This is a genomic window from Actinomadura geliboluensis (assembly GCF_043197915.1).
Classification (GTDB): domain Bacteria; phylum Actinomycetota; class Actinomycetes; order Streptosporangiales; family Streptosporangiaceae; genus Spirillospora; species Spirillospora geliboluensis.
In genome coordinates this window covers 386,330-405,897 of the sequence record NZ_JBICUA010000009.1, presented here as the reverse complement: position 1 = coordinate 405,897, position 19,568 = coordinate 386,330, and the positions used below count along the sequence as shown (strand labels likewise).

Below are 19,568 nucleotides of genomic sequence, written 5' to 3'. Positions count from 1 at the left end.
GAGACGCCGCGGGTCAGCGGAGCGCGCGGAGGCGGTGCATGATCGCGCCGTCCGCGAAGTGGTCGTGCAGGCTCCGGTAGATCGCGTACAGGTCGTCGTAGGCGTCGGCGCGCGCCCGGTCGGGCACGTAGGCGGCCGGGACGCGGCGCCCCATCGCGGCGGCGGCCGCGGTGACGTCGGCGTGGGCGCCGGCGGCGACGGCGGCGTGGATCGCGGCGCCCAGTGCCGGGCCCTGCGCCGACCCGATCAGCGACAGCGGGCGGCGCAGCACATCGGCGTACACCTGCATGAGGAAGGCGTTCTTCATCAGCCCGCCCGCGACGACGAGCTCCTCGACGGGGACCCCGGACGCCTCGAACGTCTCCACGATCATCCGGGCGCCGAACGCGGTGGCCTCGATCAGCGCGCGGTAGACGTCCTCGGGCTTCGTGGCGAGCGTCTGCCCGACGATGAGGCCGGACAGGTCGTGGTCGACGAGCACGGACCGGTTGCCGCTGTGCCAGTCGAGCGCGACGAGCCCGTGCCGCCCGACCGGCTGGGCCTCGGCGAGCGCGGTGAGGTGCTCGTGGACGGTCCGCCCCTCGGCGGCGGCGACCTGGTTGTAGTAGGCGGGCACGCAGGTGTCGACGAACCAGGCGAAGATGTCGCCGACGCCGGACTGCCCGGCCTCGTAGCCCCACAGCCCCGGCACGATGCCGTCGGCGACGACGCCGCACATGCCGGGGACCTCGGCGAGCGCGTCCGACGACATGACGTGGCAGGTGGAGGTGCCCATGATGGCGACCATCTGGCCGGGCCGGACGGCGTCGGCCGCGGCGGCGGTGACGTGCGCGTCGACGTTGCCGACCGCGACCGCGATGCCCTCGGGCAGGCCCGTCCAGGCGGCGGCCTCCGCCGTCAGCGTCCCGGCGAGGCCGCCGAGCGGCGCCAGGTCGTGGCCGAGCTTGGCGGGGAAACCGGCGAAGCCGGGGTCGAGCGCGGCGAGGAACTCGGCGGACGGGTAGCGGCCGTCCTGGTAGATGCCCTTGTAGCCGGCCGTGCAGATGTTGCGCGACTCGGTGCCGGTGAGCCGCCAGACGATCCAGTCGGCGGCCTCGATCCAGCGGTCGGCCTCCGCGTACAGCTCCGGGTCCTCGTCGAGGAGCTGCAGGGCCTTCGCGAACTCCCACTCGGAGGAGATCTTGCCGCCGTAGCGGCGCAGCCACGGCTCGCCGCGCTCGGCGGCCAGCGCGTTGATCCGGTCGGCCTGCGGCTGCGCGGCGTGGTGCTTCCACAGCTTCGGCCAGGCGTGCGGGCGGTCGGGGTACCGCTCGCAGAGGGGCGTCCCGTCCGCCGCCGTCGGCAGGACGGTGCACGCCGTGAAGTCGGTGCCGATGCCGATCACCCGGGACGCCGGGACGCCCGCGACGGCCAGCGCCTTCGGGACGGCGAAGCGCAGCACGTCCACCCAGTCCCGCGGCGCCTGCAAGGCCCAGTCCGGCGGGAGGGCGGCGCCGGACGGCAGCGCTTCGTCGATCACCCCGTGGCCGTACTCGTGGACGCCGTCGCCGAGTTCGGCGCCGTCCCGGACGCGGACGACGACCGCCCGCCCCGACAGCGTGCCGAAGTCGATCCCGACGACGTACCGCTCGTCCGCGCTCATACGGCTCCTCCTCTACAGGGCCGTGGCCATCACAGCCCGAGGGCCAGGCGATGGTACGCCTGGTTCCAGCGGATCTCCTTGGTGAACTGCCGCATCGTGGTACCCGCGTCGATGCTCAGCAGCTCGACCCCGGCCATCTCGGCGAGGTCGTCCAGCACCTCGGTGCCGAGCGCGGCCGACAGGACGGTGTGGTGCGGCGCCCCGGCGGTCAGCCACGCCTCGGTGGAGGTGCGCAGGTCCGGCAGGGGGCGCCAGACCGCGCACGCGACCGGCAGCATCGGCAGCGGCTCCGGGGGCGCGACGACCTCGATCTCGTTGGCGACGAGCCGGAACCGGTCGCCCAGGTCGGCGAGGCCGACCACGACGGCGGGGCCGGGCGCGGCGTCGAACACCAGCCGCACCGGGTCCTCGCGCCCGCCGATGGACAGCGGGTGGATCTCCAGCGACGGCCGCCCCGCCGCGACGGACGGGCAGACCTCCAGCATGTGCGCGCCGAGGATCAGCTCGTTGCCGGGCTCCAGGTGGTAGGTGTAGTCCTCCATGAACGAGGTGCCGCCGGGCAGCCCGGCCGAGGCGGCCTTCAGCGTGCGCAGCAGCGTCGCGGTCTTCCAGTCGCCCTCGCCGCCGAAGCCGTAGCCGTCCGCCATCAGCCGCTGCACGGCGAGGCCGGGGAGCTGCCGCAGCCCGCCGAGGTCCTCGAAGTTCGTCGTGAACGCCGTGAAGCCGCCCTCGTCGAGGAACGTCCGCAGGCCCAGCTCGATGCGGGCGCCGTAGCGCAGCGAGCCGTGCCGGTCGCCGCCCGCCCGCAGCGCCGGAACGACGTCGTAGAGCTCCTCGTACTCCTTCACCAGCTCGGTGACGTCGTCGTCGGAGACGGCGTCCACCACGCCGACCAGGTCGTTCACGCCGTAGGTGTTGACGGAGACGCCGAACCTGAGCTGCGCCTCGACCTTGTCGCCCTCGGTGACGGCGACGTCCCGCATGTTGTCGCCGAACCGGGCCAGCTTGAGGGTGCGCAGCTCGTGGCGCCCGGCCGCCGCCCGCGCCCACGCGGCGACGCGGGCGCCCACCGCCGGGTCGCTGACGTGCCCGGCGACGGTCTTGCGGGCGACGCCGAGCCGCGACTGGATGTAGCCGAACTCCCGGTCGCCGTGCGCGGCCTGGTTCAGGTTCATGAAGTCCATGTCGATCGAGTGCCAGGGCAGCTCGACGTTCGCCTGCGTGTGCAGGTGCAGCAGCGGCTTGGTCAGCGCGTCCAGCCCGGCGATCCACATCTTCGCCGGGGAGAAGGTGTGCATCCACGCGATGACGCCGACGCAGGAGTCGTCGGCGCTGGCGTCCAGGCAGGTCCGGCGGATGGCGTCGGCGTCGGTCAGCACCGGGGTCCAGCGCAGCGCGACCGGCAGCGCCTCGCCGAGCCGCGCGGCGATCGCGCCGGACTGCTCGGCGACCTGGCGCAGGGTGTCGTCGCCGTACAGGGCCTGGCTGCCGGTGAGGAACCAGATCTCGCGGTTCGGAAAGCTCATGGTCGGCCCCTCTGCCCGTAGACGTTCTGGTAGCGGTCGTACAACCGGTCGATGTCGCCCGCGTCCATCGGCAGCGGCTCGCCGAGCTGGCGGGACAGGTGGACGGTGCGGGCGACGTCCTCGCACATCACGGCCGCCTTCACCGCGGCGCGGGCGTCGGCGCCGATCGTGAACACGCCGTGGTTGCGCATGAGGACGGCGGGGCTGCGGTGCCCGGCGAGCGTCTCGACGATGCCGCGGCCGATGTCGTCACCGCCGATGAGCGCGAACGGGCCGACCGGGATCTCGCCGCCGAACTCGTCCGCCATCGCCGTCAGCACGCACGGGATCGGCTCGTCGCGCGCCGCCCACGCGGTCGCGTAGGTGGAGTGGGTGTGCACCACCCCGCCGACGTCCGCACGGTGCCGGTACACGTAGGCGTGGGCGAACACGTCGCTCGACGGCTTGAGCGGCGACTCACCGAGGGGCTTGCCCTCCAGGTCGCAGAGCACCATCGAGTCAGGGGTCAGGTCGGCGTAGGGGACGCCGCTCGGCTTGATGAGGAAGGCGTCGTCGCCCACCCGGGCGGACACGTTCCCGGCCGTCCAGACGACCAGCCCGCCCTCGACGAGCATCCGGTGGAGGACGGCGAGCTCGGTGCGGAGCGCGGCGGTCTCCGGCTCTCTCATGTCCGCTCCTTTGTTAGCGCTAACATCAACGGGCTGCCGACGGGGACTCGCGGGGACGGACGGTGGTCAGGTGCGGCGGCGCACCCCGGTGCTCTCCCGGACGACGAGCTCGGGTTCGACGACGCGGCGCGTCCCGTCCGGGGCGGGGGCCGGCCGGGCGCCGCCCTCGATCCGGTCGAGCAGCAGGCCGAACGCGCGCCGCCCCACCTCGGCGAAGTTCTGCCGGACGGTGGTGAGCGGCGGCGGGAAGTAGGCGGCCTCGGGCACGTCGTCGAAGCCGACGACGCTCACCTCGCCGGGCACGTCGCGGCCGGCCTCGCGCAGCGCCCGCAGCAGCCCGAGCGCCATCGCGTCGTTGGCCGCGAACACGGCGGTGACCTGCGGGTCGGCGGCGATCCGGCGGCCGAGCTCGTAGCCGGACCGGGCGCTCCAGTCGCCCGCGGACGCGGCCGGGACCTCGCACCCGGCGGCTTGCAGCGCGGCGCGCCAGCCGTCGGTGCGGCCGCTCGCGTCGACCCAGTCGGCGGGGCCGGACAGGTGGGCGACGGTCTCGTGGCCGAGGCTGAGCAGGTGCCGGACGGCGCGCTCCGCACCGGCCCGGTGGTCGACCGCGACGACGGGGAACGGCACGTCGCCGCCCGCGCCGACCGCGACCAGCGGGGTGTCGGACGGCAGCTCCTTCAGCCCGTCGGCGGCCGACTCGTGCGGCGCGACGACCATGATCCCGTCCGCGGACTGGGCGCGCAGCCGCTCCACGCCCTCGCCGATCGAGCGGCGGTTCAGCGAGCTGAGGCTGACGATGCTGACGTTGTAGCCGTGCTCGCGGGCGGCCTGCTCGATGCTGAACACCGTGGACGCCGGGCCGTACAGGGTGGTGTCGAAGCTGACCACGCCGAGCACCCCGGACCGGCCGGTCGCGAGGACCCGCGCCGCCGAGTTCGGCCGGTAGTCCAGCGCCTGCACCGCCGCCATCACCCGGGCGCGCGTCTGCGGGCGCACCTTCTCGGGGGTGTTCAGCACCCGCGACACGGTCATCGCCGAGACGCCGGCCATCGCGGCCACGTCCTCCATCACCGCCAGCCGCCGGCCGTCGGGCGCCTCCGGTGATTCGGCGGCCACATCGCCTCCCCGAGCCGAGCCATCGCTACGCCCCGAATGTTTGCGCTAACTCCCCCGAATGTCAACAGCGGGCGCCCCGCCCCCGGCGCCCCGATCTCCCCGGCGCGCCGGGCGGCGGGTAATCTCCCGCTTACCCGGTCGCCCCGACCCCGAGGAGCCCCCCACATGACGGAACTGCCGGAGCTGAGCGCCGCCGAGACCGCGGCCGCCGCCGACAAGACCATCCACGACATCGGCTCGACCTGGATGCTGGACCCGGCCGTCTCCGCGCACGGCGCGGAGCTCGGGTACGCCAACCCGTTCGCGTTCTACTTCGCCGGCCGCGGCGGGGTGCTCGGGGACGTCGACGGCGGCGTGGTGTGGTCCGCGCTGGGCTTCTTCGAGCCGGGGGTCGTCCGGGCCATGTGGGACGAGGGCGTCGCGGTCGCCGGGGCGCGGGAGGCCGCGCGGCGGTACACGCGGGCGTTCACGGCCTGGGCGGAGGAGCGCGTCCCCGACGACCCGCGCCTGTGCGAGCTGGCCGAGCGGGTCGCGAACGCGGCCGAGGGCGCGGGCCTGCCGCTGTTCTGCGGCTGGCGCGCCGAGCCGCTGCCCGAGAGCGGCCCCGGCCGCCTGGTGCAGGTGCTCCAGGTGCTGCGCGAGCTGCGCGGCGGGATGCACCTGGTCGCGACGACGGCGGTCGGCCTGACCCCGCTGGAGGCCGTGCTGACCAACGAGGGCGAGGGCAAGGCCAAGTTCTGCGGCTGGCAGGGCGACTTCCCCGACTGCACCGCGCTGAAGCCCCGGCTGGACGAGGCCGAGGAGATCACCGACCGGCTCTCCGCCGCCGTGTACGAGCGGGCGCTGTCGCCGTCCGAGCGCGCCGAGTTCGCCGGCCTGGTCGCGAAGGCGGGAGCGGCCGTCCTCCCCTGACCCGCAGGGGACGTTCGTCGGGGAGGACAGTTTGTCGGGGAGGGACAAGGGCGCCCCGGAGATTGTGCAAACAGGCGACTGTCGTCAGAAGAACGACAAGTTCATTGTTGCCCTGTTACCGATCACCTCCGGAAGGAGCCCGTGATGGGGCGACCCCCACTCCCCCTGACGGCCCTCGCGGCGTCCCTCCTCGTGCTCGGCGCGGCGGCCGGGCCGGTGGGCGCGCGCGAGGCCGACCGGTCCGAGACGCCCGTCGCGTCCGGTTCGCCCGTCACCGACGTCGCCGAGTCGGTGGTACGGGTCCGGGTGCCGCTGCCCGCCTCCGCCGGCCCGCACCCCGAGTCCTGCGACTGGCTGTCCTACCTGCGGTTCCGGCACGAGGACGGCCCGGCCGAGTCGGCGCGGGCCGACAAGATCCTGGTCGCGCAGCCCGGCATCTTCGAGGGCGCGGGCGCGTTCGACAGCGTCGCGCGCAACACCGTGTCGGCGGCGGCGAAGAGCGGGCGGCACATCGAGCTCTGGGCGCTCGACCGGCGCTCCAACTGCCTTGAGGACCGCACCGGCGTCCTGGCCGGTCTGAAGGCGAAGGACGTCCACCTCGCCGTCGACTACTACTACCGGCAGAAGGAGATCGACGGCCGCCGGTTCGCCGGGTATCAGACCAACGACCAGGTGAAGTGGCTGCAAACGGTCGGGCTGGCGCAGACCGTCCGCGACCAGTACGACCTGATGGCGCGCGAGCTTCCCGACCAGGCGGCGCGCAAGCGGAAGATGCTGTGCGGCGGCCACTCCCTCGGCGGCGTCCTGACGGCGTACTTCGCCGAATGGGACTTCGACGGGAACCCCGCCACCACCGGCGACGCCGGGTACAACCAGTGCTCCGGCTACTTCGCGCTCGACACCCGCATCGCGACGGGGCTGCCGGGCACGGGCGGCGGCGAGGTCCCGGCGGAATGGGTCCCGCTGGTGAAGTTCGGCGCGGGCGCCGTCCAGGCGGGGCTGGAGACCGGGGTGGTGCCGCGTGCGCTGTCGGCGCCGGCCGTCGTCAACACCGAGACGATGAACCTGCTCGCCATCGCTGGCCTCGCCGCCAACCTCGACCCCGGCGGCGTCTCCGACCTCGCGACCTACGTCCCGTCCGGGTTCAACCAGGACATGACGTACCGGCTGCTGTTCTCCAAGGACTACCCGACCTTCCTCAAGGGCTCCCCCACCGTGAAGGACTTCCGGTTCACCAACGCCGCCGCGCTCGGCGGGCTGCTGGACGACAACTCCGAGCCGCTCGCGTTCATGCAGGCCAGCGTCGGTTTCTGGGACGGCGGGAAGATCGTCGACAAGGAGTTCCCGGCACCGAACAACCTCGACGCCATCGGGCTCGGCGGCCTGGCCCGGCTGCTCGGCAAGGACAAGAAGGCGATCCCCGACGAGCCCAACGGCCCGCTGTTCACCTGGCGCAACTACGACCGCGTCGGCGCCCCCGACGACCCCGTGTATAAGTCGAAGGACGGCACCCCGTTCACGTCCGCGGGCAAGGAGGTCACCGACATCGCCGAGCTGGCCCGCAGCCTGTCGGAGCACCCGCTCGACTTCACCGAGCACTACTTCCCCACCAAGCTGATCACCGACATCGCGCTGGCGAGCGCGCCCGGCATCGCGGACGGCGCCGTCCACGAGGGCGGCATCGCGGCCAACCCGGTCCTCAACCTGGAGGCGGGCGACGGCCTCGGCACCGCCGACCCGCGGCCCGGCGACGTCGTCGCGCCCGGCTACCAGCACATCGACGTGCTCACCGCGTCCGCCGTGCAGAACGACGGGAGGCCGGAGCCGATCTCCACGAGCCTCGCCGCCTTCGCGGCCGGGTGACGCCCGCGCCCGCCGCCCGTCCGCCCGCGCGGGGTTTGTTTTGAGGGACGGGCGGCGGGTAGGTGGACGGCGCGCCGAGGTGAAGGGTGGTGTGACGTGGGCGTTCGTACATGGATCGAGTCCTGGCCCGTCTACCGCCAGTTCACCGGGGACGACCCCCTCGGGCGCGGGGCCGCAGCGAAGAGCGCCGGATCCGAGCGGATCAAGGCGCGGGTGAGCACCGCCGACCGGGTCGTGAAGTCCGTCTGCCCGTACTGCGCGGTCGGCTGCGGGCAGGACGTGTACGTCACCGACGGCAAGGTCACGCAGGTCGAGGGCGACCCGGACTCGCCGGTCAGCCGGGGGCGGCTGTGCCCGAAGGGCTCGGCGACGCTCCAGCTCACCACCGGGTCGGCCCGCGAGCACCGGGTGCTGTACCGGCGCCCGGGCGGCGCCGACTGGGAGCACCTCGACCTCGACACGGCGATGGACATGATCGCCGACCGGGTGATCGAGGCGCGCCGGCACGGCTGGCAGTGGGAGCAGGACGGGGTGCGGGTGCGGCGCACGCTCGGGGTCGCGAGCCTCGGCGGCGCCACGCTCGACAACGAGGAGAACTACCTGATCAAGAAGCTGTTCACCGCGCTCGGCGCGGTGCAGATCGAGAATCAGGCCCGCGTTTGACACTCCTCCACCGTTCCCAGTCTGGGAACCACGTTCGGACGAGGCGGCGCGACCACGTTCCAGCAGGACCTGCAGAACTCCGACTGCATCGTCATCCAGGGCTCCAACATGGCCGAGTGCCATCCGGTGGGGTTCCAGTGGGTGATGGAGGCGAAGGCGCGCGGTGCGACGGTCATCCACGTCGACCCTCGGTTCACCCGGACCAGCGCCCTGTCGGACCTGCACGTCCCGTTGCGGGCGGGCAGCGACATCGCGTTCCTCGGCGGGATCATCAACTACGTCCTGGAGAACGACAAGTACTTCCGTGACTACGTGGTGGCGTACACCAACGCGCCGGTGATCCTGACGGAGGAGTTCCGCGACACCGAGGACCTCGACGGCGTGTTCTCCGGGCTGAACCCGGAGACCCGCAGCTACGACCACACGACGTGGCAGTACGAGGGCATGGAGGTCCAGTCGGCGGCCGGCGAGCGCGACATGGCCTACGACGAGCGCGTCGAGTCCTTCGCGGAGGCGGGGCGCGGCGAGGCGCACGGCTCCGGCGGCGCGGCGATCGGAGAGGGCCACCCCGAGCGCGACCCGCACCTGGAGCATCCGCGGTGCGTCTTCCAGGTGCTCAAGCGGCACTACGCGCGCTACACGCCGGAGATGGTCGAGCGGATCTGCGGCGTCCCGCAGGAGCAGTTCCGCAAGGTGTGCGAGATGCTCACCGAGAACTCGGGCCGCGACCGGACGTCCGCGTTCGTCTACGCGGTGGGCTGGACGCAGCACACGGTCGGCGTCCAGTACATCCGGACGGCGGCGGTCCTGCAGAGCCTCCTCGGCAACATCGGGCGGCCCGGCGGCGGCATCCTGGCGCTGCGCGGCCACGCGTCCATCCAGGGCTCGACCGACATCCCGACGCTGTTCAACCTGCTGCCCGGCTACATCCCGATGCCCCACGCGCACAGCAACGAGGACCTGGACGCCTTCGTGCAGGCCGAGTCGGCGCGCAAGGGCTTCTGGGGCGACATGCGCGCCTACACCGTGAGCCTGCTGAAGTCGTACTGGGGCGACGCGGCGACCGAGGACAACGACTACTGCTTCGACTACCTGCCGCGGCTGACCGGCTCGCACAGCACGTACGAGACGGCGATGGCCCAGATCGACGGCGTGTGCAAGGGCTACTTCCTGATGGGCGAGAACCCGGCGGTCGGGTCGGCCAACGCCAAGATCCAGCGGCTCGGGATGGCGAACCTGGACTGGCTCGTCGTCCGCGACTTCTCGCTGATCGAGTCGGCGACCTGGTGGAAGGACGGCCCGGAGATCGAGTCGGGCGAGATGCGCACCGAGGAGATCGGCACCGAGGTGTTCTTCCTGCCCGCCGCCGCGCACACCGAGAAGGACGGCAGCTTCACCAACACGCAGCGGATGCTCCAGTGGCACCACCAGGCGGTGGAGCCGCCCGGCGACGCGCGCAGCGACCTGTGGTTCACCTACCACCTCGGCCGCCTCATCCGGGAGAAGCTCGCCGGGGAGGACGACGAGGTGAACCGCCCGCTCCTCGACCTGACGTGGGACTACCCGACGACGGGCGAGCTGGAGGAGCCGGACGCGGAGGCGGTGCTCGCCGAGATCAACGGCTTCGACGCCGAGGGGAACCCGCTGTCGTCCTACACGCAGCTGAAGGACGACGGGTCCACCCGGTGCGGCTGCTGGATCTACTGCGGCTGCTACGCCGACGGCGTCAACCAGACGGCCCGCCGCAAGCCCGGCAAGGACCAGCACTGGGTGGCGCCCGAGTGGGGCTGGGCGTGGCCGCTGAACCGCCGCATCCTGTACAACCGGGCGTCCGCCGACAAGGACGGCAACCCGTGGAGCGACCGCAAGGCGTACGTCTGGTGGGACGCGGAGCAGGGCAAGTGGACGGGCCATGACGTGCCCGACTTCGTCGCCGACCGCCCGCCCGACTACAAGCCGCCGCGCGACGCGACCGGCCCGGACGCGCTCGCCGGCGACGACCCGTTCATCATGCAGGCGGACGGGAAGGCGTGGCTGTTCGTCCCGGCGGGGCTGACCGACGGCCCGCTGCCGACGCACTACGAGCCGCAGGAGTCGCCGTTCACGAACCCGCTGTACGGGCAGCAGCGCAACCCCGTCCGGCAGCTGCTGCCGCCGCACCCTGACAACCGGTACGCGCCGAGCGACGGCTCGCCGGGCGCGGCCGTGTACCCCTACGTCGCGACGACGTACCGGCTCACCGAGCACCACACGGCGGGCGGCATGTCGCGGTGGCAGCCGTACCTGGCGGAGCTGCAGCCGGAGTTCTTCTGCGAGGTGTCGCCGGAGCTCGCGGCCGAGCGGGGGCTGGAGCACGGCGGCTGGGCGACGCTCGTCAGCCCGCGCGCCGTCGTCGAGGCCCGCGTGCTGGTCACCGAGCGGATGCAGCCCCTCGTCGTGGACGGCCGGACGATGCACCAGATCGGCCTGCCGTACCACTGGGGGCCGAACGGCTACAGCACCGGCGACGCGGCGAACGAGCTGCTGCACATGTCCCTGGACCCGAACACCCACATCCAGGAGGCGAAGGCGATATCGGTCGACATCCGCCCGGGCCGCCGCCCGCGCGGCGCCGCCGCCGGTGAGCTGGTCCGCCGCTACCAGGAGGACGCGGGCGTCACCGACGAGACGGGCACCGAGGTCTAGCTGCGACGGGGCCTGGCGGCGGCGTCCAGCGGCGGGGTCTAGCGGACGACGACCGGGAACTCGCCGGCCGGGACCAGTTCGCCGATGACCGGCTCGCCGGGGATCTCGCCCGCGACGAGGAGGCCGCCGGAGGTCTGCGCGTCGGCGAGCAGGAGGCGGTCCTCCTCGGGGGTGCCGCGGAAGTCGGTGTGCGGGGCGACCCAGTCGAGGTTGCGGCGGGTGCCGCCGCTGACGTACCCGGCGCGCAGCGACTCGCGGGCGCCGTCCAGGTACGGGACGGCGGCGGCGTCGACCACGGCGGTGACGCCGGACGCGCGGGCCAGCTTGTAGAGGTGCCCGAGCAGCCCGAAGCCGGTCACGTCGGTGGCGCAGGTCGCGCCCGCGTCGAGCGCGGCGGCGGAGGCGTCCCGGTTCAGCGCGGCCATCGCCGCGACGGCGTGCGGGAAGACCTCCCCGGTCGCCTTGTGCCGGTTGTTGAGGACCCCGACGCCGAGCGGCTTGGTCAGGGTGAGCGGCAGGCCCGGCTTGCCGGTGTCGTTGCGGAGCAGGGCGGCGGGGTCGGCGACGCCGGTGACGGCCATGCCGTACTTGGGTTCGGGGTCGTCGACGCTGTGCCCGCCGCCGACATGGCAGCCCGCCTCGGCGGCGACGTCCAGGCCGCCGCGCAGCACCTCCCGCGCCAGCTCGAACGGCAGCACGCCGCGCGGCCAGGAGAGCAGGTTCACCGCGACGAGCGGGCGGCCGCCGACGGCGTACACGTCGGACAGGGCGTTGGCGGCGGCGATCCGCCCCCAGTCGTAGGGGTCGTCGACGACCGGGGTGAAGAAGTCGGCGGTGGCGACGGCGGCGAGCCCGCCGTGCGAGCCGGGCAGCCGGACGACGGCGGCGTCGTCGCCGGTGTCCAGCCCGACGATCAGCTCGCCGTTGGGGGCGCCGGGGGCGGTGGTGAGGCCGGCGACGACGTCCTCCAGCTCGCCGGGCGGGATCTTGCAGGCGCAGCCTCCGCCGTGCGCGTACTGCGTCAGCCGCTTCGCCGTCTCGGTCATGTCGTCCTCTCGGTACAGCGCCGCCGGAGGTCGTCCACCCGGGTGGTGTAGCCCGCCGCGTCGAGGTGCTCCAGGAGCGGGACGGCGACGCGGCGGGTGGTGCCGAGCGCGCGGCGCGCCTCGCTCAGCGTGAACGGGCCGCCGAGGCGGCCGAGGAGCGCGGCGGCGCGGGCGTCGTCGCCGGGCAGCAGCACGATGCCGCCGCCGACCTTCAGCAGCGCGCCCGCCGCCGCGGCGGCGGCGAGCATCTTCGGGGTGAGGCCGAGTTCGGCGAGCCGGCCGGCGTCGGGGGCCTGGAACGGCGCCGCGGCCAGGTCGCGGCGGACGGCGTCGACGGCCGCCTGCACGGGCGGGGGCAGCTCCGGCGCGACCGCCCGCCCGTAGATCCGGCCGTCGCGCTGGTGCAGCCCGTCGGCGAGGGCCTCGACGAGGGCGCGGTCGGGCAGGCCGAGGGCGCGGCGGGCGGCGTCGGCGGGCAGGCCGGGGTCGGTCGGGTGCGCGGCGGCGTGCTCCTCGACGGCGGTGATGAGGCGCTTGCGGAGGTCCTCCCAGTGGTCGGGGTCGGCGAGCCAGTCCCCGGCGACGGGCGCGGACGGGGCCGGGACGCCCATCGCGACCAGCTCCGCCCGCGTGATCAGGCCCCGGCGGCGCAGCTCGCCGGCGCCGTCGGGCCGGTCGCCGATCGACGCGAGTTCGCGGGCCCGCGCCGCCGCCGCGCCGCGCCGCCGGAACGGCTCGGGGCGGACGTCCAGCACGGTGACCCCGGCGGGGACGCGGTGCGCGCCCGGGTCGCGGAGCAGCGCGGCGTCGCCGACCCGCAGCGGCAGCGGCCGGCGCAGCGCGAGCCGCGCGGTGTCGGCGCCGAGCGGGCGCACGTGGACCGGCACCGCCGTCGTCCCGGCGTGCAGGGTCAGCTCGCGCGGCAGGTCGCCCGCGGGTTCGCCGCGCAGCCGCACGTCGACGAGGTCGGCGGTGAGCCAGCGTCCGGGGGTGAGCAGGGCGTCGCCGCGGCCCGCCCGCCGCACGTTCCCGTGCAGGTTGACGGCGACGCGGGCGACGGCACCGATGCCGTCGTGGTCTTCCTTGAGGCTCTGCAGGCCGCGCACGCGCACGATGTCGTCGCCGATGGCGAGGCGGTCGTCGACGTTGACGGTCCCGGCGCCGAGCGTCCCGGTCACGACGGTGCCCCGGCCCCGGACGGTGAAGATCCGGTCGATCCAGAGCCGCACGTCGGCGTCGAGGTCGGGGGCCGGGAGGGACGCGGTGAGCCGTTCCAGCGCGGCGCGCAGCTCGTCCAGGCCCTCGCCGGTGGCGCCGCTGACCATGACGGACTCGACCTCGCCGAGCGAGGTGGCCGCGATGTGGGCGAGGGCCTCGTCGCGGGCCAGCTCCGCCAAGTCGTCGCCGGCGAGGTCGCGGCGGGTGACGGCGAGGAGGCCGTGCCGGACGCCGAGCGCGTCGAGCACCGCGAGGTGCTCCTCCGACTGCCGCTGCCAGCCCTGGTCGGCGGCCACCACGAACAGGACCGCCGGGGCGGGCCCGACACCGGCGAGCATCGTGGTGACGAGCCGCTCGTGCCCGGGGACGTCCACGAACGCGAGGCGGTCGCCGCCGGGAAGGGTCGTCCAGGCGAAGCCCAGCTCGATCGTCAGGCCGCGGCGGCGCTCCTCCTCCAGCCGGTCGGGCTCCATCCCGGTGAGGGCGCGGACGAGCGTGGACTTGCCGTGGTCGACGTGCCCGGCGGTCGCGATGACGTGGGTCATCGCGCGGCCGCCCGGACCGCGTCGGCGACGGCGTCGTCCTGACCGGGCGGCACGGCGCGCAGGTCGAGCAGGCACCGCCCGTCCTCGACCCGGCCCATCACGGCCGGGTCGCCGCGCCGCAGCCGGACCGCGAAGGGCTCCGGCAGCGCGACCGCCGCGCTCGGCAGGACGACACCCGGCGCGCCGCCGCCCCCGACCGCCGCCTCGCTCTCCACGGGCACGGCGTCGACCCCGTCGAGCCGCAGCCGCGCGGCGAGCCGCTCGGCCCGCTCCCGCAGCGCGGCGGCGTCGGCGCGCAGCGCCTGCTCGGTCGGGGTGCGCGGCCCCCGGACGGTCGCCTCCAGCGCGGCGAGCGTCATCTTGTCGACCCGCAGCGCCCGCGCCAGCGGATGGCGGGCCAGCGTGCGCACCAGGTCGTCCCGCCCGAGGACGAGCCCGCACTGCGGGCCGCCGAGCAGCTTGTCGCCGCTGGCCGTGACGAGGTGCGCGCCCGCCTTGAGCATGGACGCGGCGGCGGGCTCGTCCGGCAGCAGCGGCTCGGGCGCGAGCAGGCCGGAGCCGATGTCGGCGACGACCGGGACGCCGAGCCCGGTCAGCTCGGCGACGCCGGCGCTCCGGGTAAACCCCTCGATCCGGAAGTTGGACGGGTGCACCTTCAGGATGAACCCGGTGCGCTCGCCGACCGCCGCCGCGTAGTCGTCCGGCGAGGTGCGGTTGGTGGTGCCGACCTCCCGCAGCCGCGCGCCCGTCGCGGCGAGCAGCTCGGGGATCCGGAAGCCGTCGCCGATCTCCACCATCTCGCCGCGGCTGATGACGATCTCCCGGCCGGGCGCGAGCGCGGTCGCGGCGAGCACGAGCGCCGCCGCGCCGTTGTTGACGACGTGCGCGGCCTCCGCCTGCGGCACCCGCTCCAGCAGCGCCGCCAGCACGGACCGGCCGCGCCTGGCCCGCCGCCCGGTCTCCAGGTCGAGCTCGACGTCGGTGGCGCCCGACGCCACGGCCACGGCCTCGCGGGCCGCGTCCGACAGCGGCGCCCGCCCGAGGTTGGTGTGCAGCAGCACGCCGGTCGCGTTGATGACGGGGCGCAGGCCCGACGCGGTCGGCGGCAGCGCGCCGACCGCGGCGTCGGCCACCGCGTCCGGCGGGATCTCGCCCGCGCGCGCCCGCCGCTGCGCCCCGGTGACCGCCGCCTTGACCACCCCGCGCCCGAGCCGGCCGGCCGCCGCGGCGAGCCGCGGGTCGGCGAGCAGCACATCGGTGCGGGCGATCCGCCGCCGCCCGTCCTCCCCGGCGGGCACGGCCGCACGATCCATCAGGCGCACCTCCGATGCAGACCGCTACCCGTCCAGCATCGCACCGAAACGAGGGCCGCGCCGGGACCGGGATTGGTCCGCCGTTACGCCCCCGATGACAACGAATCAGGGGTCATTGTCATCGGGCTGAGTGTCATGTGTGACGCGCGTTACTTAGCCTGGCGGCCCGGATGTCCGCTGACGGAGGTGACGCTTTGACCGAGCTGCACGAGAGGTCCGCGGAGGCGGAGGGCCTGTCCGGCGAACCCTGGCGGGACGTGCCGCGCGAGGAGGCGCGGTGGATGCGGCCGCACCTGTCCGCCCTCGCCGACACCATGGTGGAGGGGGTGCTCCGCAACGTCCCCGAGTACGCCCGGCCCGACGACCCCGTCTACACCGAGGTCATGCGCGTCGCGGTGACGCGCGGCATGGGGCACTTCATCCAGCTGATCGCCGACCCGGACGCGTCCTGGAAGGAGGTCCACCAGGTCTTCTTCGACATCGGGTACGGGGAGGCGATGGAGGGCCGCTCCCTGGAGCACCTGCAGAACGCGCTGCGGGTCGCGTCCCGGACGGCGTGGCGCTACCTGTCGCGGGAGGCCGACCGGCTGCAGAAGCCGCGCGAGCTGGCGATCTCGCTGACCGAGGCGAACTTCGCCTACCTGGACCTGCTGGCGTCCGCCGCCGCGCAGGGGTACGCGCGGGCGCGGGAGAAGGCGGCGGGCGAGCGGGAGCAGCGCCGCGGGCGGCTGCTCGGCCTGCTGCTGTCGGACCCGCCCGCCCCGGCGGACGTCCTCGCCGAGCAGGCGAACCTGGCCGGCTGGGCGCTGCCCGAGCGGCTCGCGGTGATCATGCTGCTGCCGCGCCCCGGCAGCGGCGGCGAGGGCCCCGCGGGGCTGCCGCCGTTCCTGCTGAGCGGCCTCGACCGGGGCCGGCCGTGCCTGATCGTGCCGGACCCGGACCGCCCCGGCGGCACCGGCCGGCTCACCGCGCCGCTGCGCGGCTGGACCGGCGCGGTCGGGCCGTCGGTGCCGACCGCGCAGGCCGGCGTGTCGCTGCACTGGGCGCACCGCACCCTCGACCTGATGGCGGACGGGCGGCTCGCCCCGGCCGAAGCCGGGACCCTGGTGCACGCCGACCGGCACGTGCCCGGCCTGCTGCTCCAGGAGGGCTGGACGCTCGCCGAGGCGGCGGCGCGGCGGCGGCTGGCCCCGCTCGCCGCGGTCGGCGCGCACCGCGGCGCCCGGCTCGCCGCGACGCTGCTGGAGTGCCTCAAGCACGGCTTCAACGCGACGGACGCCGCCGAGGCGCTGTGCGTGCACCCGCAGACCGTCCGGTACCGGCTCGCGCAGCTCCACGAGCTGTTCGACTACGACATCGAGGACCCGGCGATCCGGCTGGAGCTGATGCTGCTGCTCCCCGTCTGGCTGCGCGACAACCCGGACGGGGAGCAGGCGTGAGCGTCACTCGCCCCCGGCGGCGGTCCGGGTGACCGGCAGCGTCCCGTCGAGGTAGGCGCGGCGGCAGGCCGACCGGGCGATCTTCCCGCTGCTGGTGCGGAGCAGGCCGCCCGGCTCGATCAGCACGAAGTCGTGGACGCGGAGGTCGTGCTGCTGCTTCACCGCCGCCCGCACGGCGCGCGCCGCGTCCGCCGGGTCGAGCAGCGCGACCGGGACCCGCCGGTTCCGTTCGGCGATCACGACGAGGCCCTCGGTGTCGCCGGTCTCGACCGACACCGCGCAGGCGTACTCGCGGCGGATCGCCTTGTGCGCGCCGGACACGGTGAACTCGATGTCCTGCGGGTAGTGGTTGCGGCCGTCCACGATGACCAGGTCCTTGATCCGGCCGGTGACGAACAGCTCGCCGGCGTGCCGGACGCCGAGGTCGCCGGTGCGCAGCCACGGCCCGCGCGGCAGGTCCCCGACCGTGCCGGACAGCTCCGCCTCGAACGTCTCCCTCGTCGCCTCGGGGCGTCCCCAGTAGCCGGCCGCGACGTTCGGGCCGTGCACCCAGATCTCGCCGACGGCACCGTCCGCGAGCCGGACGCCGGTCTCGGGGTCGACGACGGCGGCGTGCTGGCCGTAGGACGTCCCGCACGCGATCAGCTGGATCGCGCCGGGCGCGTCCGCGTCGCACGGCTCGGCGGTGCCGCGGCGGAGCCGCTCGTGGTCGAACGCCACGCGGGTCGGCGGCCGGAACCGCGACGACGCCGACACGTACACGGTCGCCTCGGCCAGGCCGTAGGCGCACACCTGCGCCTCGGGCCTCAGCCCGCAGTCCTTGAACGCCTCGTAGAAGCCGGTGAGGGTGCTCTCCCGGATCGGCTCCGCGCCGTTCATGAAGACCTGGACGCCGCTCAGGTCGAGCTTCGCCTTCTCCTCCTCGGTTACCTGCGCGGTGAGGTACTCGTAGGCGAAGTTGGGGCCGCCGGTGAACGCGTGCTTCTGCGCGCTGAGCAGCTCCAGCCAGCGGACGGGGCGCATGATGAACGCCACCGGGTCCATGATCACGCCCGGGTTCCCGTAGACGAGCGGCAGCGCCACCGTGGTGACGAGGCCCATGTCGTGGAACACCGGCAGCCAGTTCACCCCGGACGACTCGCGCGGGATGCCCTCGAACGTCCGCCACAGCTGCTCGGCGTTCGTCGCGAAGTTGCCGTGCGTGATGATGACCCCGGCCGGGGTCCGGGTCGAGCCGGACGTGTACTGCAGGTAGGCGACGTCGCCGGGGTCGATCGGCTCCGGCGCCCAGTCGAGATCCGGGTCGACCTCGTCGGTGACGATGACCTCCTTCGGCGCGCGCACCCCCTCGCCCGCCAGGAACGCCTCGACGTGCGGCAGCGACGCGCGCGTGGTGAGCACGACGTCCGGCTCGGCGTCCCGGTAGACGGCGAGCAGCCGGTCGCCGTGGCCGGGCAGGTCCGGGGAGAACAGCGGGACGCCGATGACGCGGGCGTACATCGCGCCGAGGAACCCGGTCACGTAGTGCAGGTCCTGCGGGGCGAGCAGGGCGGCGCGGGCGCCGGGCTCGGCCGCGCGGCGGATGGCGGCGGCGACGGAGCGGGCGCGCCGGTCCAGCTCGCCCCAGGTGACGTCGGTGGCGACGCCGTCCGGGTCGGTCATGTAGTCCATGAACGTGTACGCGCGGTCGCCGGGGAAGTCCTTGGCGAACCGGGCGAGCCGCTCGATCAGCGGGGTCCGGTCGAGTTCGGGGACGTCGGTCATGCTGCCTCTCCGTTGGCGGTGGCGCCCGCGGTGGCGGCGCGCTCGGCGGTGGCGCTCTCGCCGGTGGCGCTCCCGCCGGTGACGCGGCGGGCGGCGAGGCGCTCGTGGTCGGGCCAGCGGACGTCCCAGACCCAGCCGAGCCGCTCGAACAGCCAGATGACGCGGGCGCTGATGTCGATCTGGCCCTTCAGGACGCCGTGCCGCGCGCAGGTCGGGTCGGCGTGGTGCAGGTTGTGCCAGGACTCCCCGAACGACGGGATCGCCAGCCACCACACGTTGCGGGCCTTGTCGCGGGTCTTGAAGTCCTCCTTGCCGAACACGTGGCAGATCGAGTTGATCGAGAAGGTCACGTGCTCGCCGACGAACACCCGCATCAGGCCCGCCCAGAACAGCGCCGTGAGGGCGCCGTGCCAGGACAGGGTGAGCAGCGCGCCGAGGCCCATCGGGACGAGGAACGTCGACAGGACGATGACGGCGTACACGGGGTCCAGGGACAGGAACCGGATGTCCCTGTCCTTCAGCAGGTCGGGCGCGTACTTGCTGCGGGACGTGCGGTCCTTGCTGAACAGCCAGCCCATGTGCGCGTGGTACAGGCCCTTGGTGAGCCCCCACACGCCCGGCCCGTAGGCCCACGGCGAGTGCGGGTCGCCCTCCTGGTCGGAGTACTTGTGGTGGCGGCGGTGGTCGGCGACCCACCGGACGACCGACCCCTGCATGGCCTGCCCGCCGAGGATCGCGAGCGCGATCCGCAGCCACCGCTTGGCCTTGAAGCCGCCGTGCGTGAAGTGCCGGTGGTAGCCGACCGTGATGCCGAGGGCGTTGAGCGGATAGAGGAAGGCGAAGACGGCGACGTCCGTCCAGCCGAGGCCCCATCCCCACAGGAAGGGGACGGCCGCCAGCAGCCCGAGGATCGGCGCGACCACGAACACCACGACCGCGACGCGCTCGGGCAACGGGACCGTGCCCGAGATGTCGGGCTGCGGGGTTCTGCTGCCGGCGTCGGCGACACCCGCTGTCATGTTCGGACTCCTTCGTGGTGAGGCGTGCGGGGTGGTGAGGCGTGCGGGGAGCCCCCCACGGGGTCCGGGCCGCCGGTCGTCCCGGCGGCCCGGACCGCGGGGGGTGGGTGAGCAGTTGCCCCAGACCCGCTTTGCCAACAAACCGT

13 protein-coding genes are annotated in these 19,568 nt (G+C 74.2%); 4 read left to right on the top strand and 9 right to left on the bottom strand.

What is annotated here, in order from left to right; translation table 11 throughout:
• Positions 1 to 13: 13 nt before the first annotated feature.
• From araB to ACGFI1_RS28945, 4 genes are all read right to left on the bottom strand, one after another.
• A complete protein-coding gene (gene araB, locus ACGFI1_RS28960; protein ID WP_392789702.1) occupies positions 14 to 1,642 on the bottom strand; it encodes a ribulokinase in 1,629 nt (542 codons plus the stop codon).
• Positions 1,643 to 1,671: 29 nt separating this feature from the next.
• Complete coding sequence (araA, locus tag ACGFI1_RS28955; protein WP_392789700.1) at positions 1,672 to 3,168, bottom strand: L-arabinose isomerase; 1,497 nt, start codon at positions 3,166 to 3,168, stop codon at positions 1,672 to 1,674.
• Positions 3,165 to 3,836, bottom strand: a complete 672-nt coding sequence (locus ACGFI1_RS28950; RefSeq protein ID WP_392733763.1) for an L-ribulose-5-phosphate 4-epimerase — start codon at positions 3,834 to 3,836, stop codon at positions 3,165 to 3,167. Before ACGFI1_RS28950 ends, araA begins: the two co-directional genes overlap by 4 nt.
• 66 nt (positions 3,837 to 3,902) lie before the next feature.
• Positions 3,903 to 4,955, bottom strand: a complete 1,053-nt coding sequence (locus tag ACGFI1_RS28945; RefSeq protein WP_338072558.1) for a LacI family DNA-binding transcriptional regulator — start codon at positions 4,953 to 4,955, stop codon at positions 3,903 to 3,905.
• Between the two features lie 165 nt (positions 4,956 to 5,120).
• Between ACGFI1_RS28945 and ACGFI1_RS28940 the strand changes: the two genes are divergently transcribed.
• The 3 genes from ACGFI1_RS28940 to fdh all read left to right on the top strand — a co-directional run bounded on the left by ACGFI1_RS28940 (position 5,121) and on the right by fdh (position 11,078).
• A complete protein-coding gene (locus ACGFI1_RS28940; protein ID WP_392789697.1) occupies positions 5,121 to 5,867 on the top strand; it encodes an SCO6745 family protein in 747 nt (248 codons plus the stop codon).
• Between the two features lie 144 nt (positions 5,868 to 6,011).
• Positions 6,012 to 7,730: a hypothetical protein gene (locus tag ACGFI1_RS28935; RefSeq protein WP_392789694.1), complete on the top strand. Its 1,719-nt coding sequence runs from the start codon at positions 6,012 to 6,014 to the stop codon at positions 7,728 to 7,730.
• A gap of 96 nt (positions 7,731 to 7,826) precedes the next feature.
• Positions 7,827 to 11,078 (top strand): formate dehydrogenase, encoded by a 3,252-nt coding sequence (fdh, locus tag ACGFI1_RS28930; protein ID WP_392789692.1) that lies wholly within the window; start codon positions 7,827 to 7,829, stop codon positions 11,076 to 11,078.
• 38 nt (positions 11,079 to 11,116) lie between these two features.
• Here the strand turns inward: fdh and selD are convergent, their stop codons facing one another.
• The 3 genes from selD to selA are packed head-to-tail and all read right to left on the bottom strand — an operon-like array spanning position 11,117 to position 15,200.
• Positions 11,117 to 12,124, bottom strand: a complete 1,008-nt coding sequence (gene selD / locus ACGFI1_RS28925; protein ID WP_138636268.1) for a selenide, water dikinase SelD — start codon at positions 12,122 to 12,124, stop codon at positions 11,117 to 11,119.
• Positions 12,121 to 13,887, bottom strand: coding sequence for a selenocysteine-specific translation elongation factor (gene selB, locus ACGFI1_RS28920; RefSeq protein ID WP_392789687.1), 1,767 nt, complete (start codon positions 13,885 to 13,887; stop codon positions 12,121 to 12,123). Before selB ends, selD begins: the two co-directional genes overlap by 4 nt.
• Positions 13,884 to 15,200, bottom strand: coding sequence for an L-seryl-tRNA(Sec) selenium transferase (selA, locus tag ACGFI1_RS28915; protein ID WP_392789685.1), 1,317 nt, complete (start codon positions 15,198 to 15,200; stop codon positions 13,884 to 13,886). Before selA ends, selB begins: the two co-directional genes overlap by 4 nt.
• A gap of 194 nt (positions 15,201 to 15,394) precedes the next feature.
• On the opposite strand from selA, the gene ACGFI1_RS28910 reads away from it, so the two are divergent.
• Positions 15,395 to 16,639 carry a PucR family transcriptional regulator gene (locus ACGFI1_RS28910; protein ID WP_387073155.1) on the top strand — a complete coding sequence of 415 codons (1,245 nt, stop codon included), beginning with the start codon at positions 15,395 to 15,397 and terminating at the stop codon, positions 16,637 to 16,639.
• Between the two features lie 3 nt (positions 16,640 to 16,642).
• Here the strand turns inward: ACGFI1_RS28910 and ACGFI1_RS28905 are convergent, their stop codons facing one another.
• Together ACGFI1_RS28905 and ACGFI1_RS28900 are read right to left on the bottom strand one after the other, a co-directional pair.
• Positions 16,643 to 18,403 carry a fatty acyl-AMP ligase gene (locus tag ACGFI1_RS28905; RefSeq protein ID WP_392789683.1) on the bottom strand — a complete coding sequence of 587 codons (1,761 nt, stop codon included), beginning with the start codon at positions 18,401 to 18,403 and terminating at the stop codon, positions 16,643 to 16,645.
• Positions 18,400 to 19,422 (bottom strand): acyl-CoA desaturase, encoded by a 1,023-nt coding sequence (locus ACGFI1_RS28900; RefSeq protein WP_138636263.1) that lies wholly within the window; start codon positions 19,420 to 19,422, stop codon positions 18,400 to 18,402. The genes ACGFI1_RS28905 and ACGFI1_RS28900 overlap by 4 nt, the downstream gene beginning before the upstream one ends.
• Between the last annotated feature and the right edge of the window lie 146 nt (positions 19,423 to 19,568).

Bases quoted from the DNA above. Each gene is read 5' to 3' on its own strand.
- araB (WP_392789702.1), bottom strand. From the start codon at position 1,642: ATGAGCGCGGACGAGCGGTACGTCGTCGGGATCGACTTCGGCACGCTG.
- araA (WP_392789700.1), bottom strand. From the start codon at position 3,168: ATGAGCTTTCCGAACCGCGAGATCTGGTTCCTCACCGGCAGCCAGGCC.
- ACGFI1_RS28950 (WP_392733763.1), bottom strand. From the start codon at position 3,836: ATGAGAGAGCCGGAGACCGCCGCGCTCCGCACCGAGCTCGCCGTCCTC.
- ACGFI1_RS28940 (WP_392789697.1), top strand. From the start codon at position 5,121: ATGACGGAACTGCCGGAGCTGAGCGCCGCCGAGACCGCGGCCGCCGCC.
- ACGFI1_RS28935 (WP_392789694.1), top strand. From the start codon at position 6,012: ATGGGGCGACCCCCACTCCCCCTGACGGCCCTCGCGGCGTCCCTCCTC.
- selD (WP_138636268.1), bottom strand. From the start codon at position 12,124: ATGACCGAGACGGCGAAGCGGCTGACGCAGTACGCGCACGGCGGAGGC.
- selB (WP_392789687.1), bottom strand. From the start codon at position 13,887: ATGACCCACGTCATCGCGACCGCCGGGCACGTCGACCACGGCAAGTCC.
- selA (WP_392789685.1), bottom strand. From the start codon at position 15,200: ATGGATCGTGCGGCCGTGCCCGCCGGGGAGGACGGGCGGCGGCGGATC.
- ACGFI1_RS28905 (WP_392789683.1), bottom strand. From the start codon at position 18,403: ATGACCGACGTCCCCGAACTCGACCGGACCCCGCTGATCGAGCGGCTC.
- ACGFI1_RS28900 (WP_138636263.1), bottom strand. From the start codon at position 19,422: ATGACAGCGGGTGTCGCCGACGCCGGCAGCAGAACCCCGCAGCCCGAC.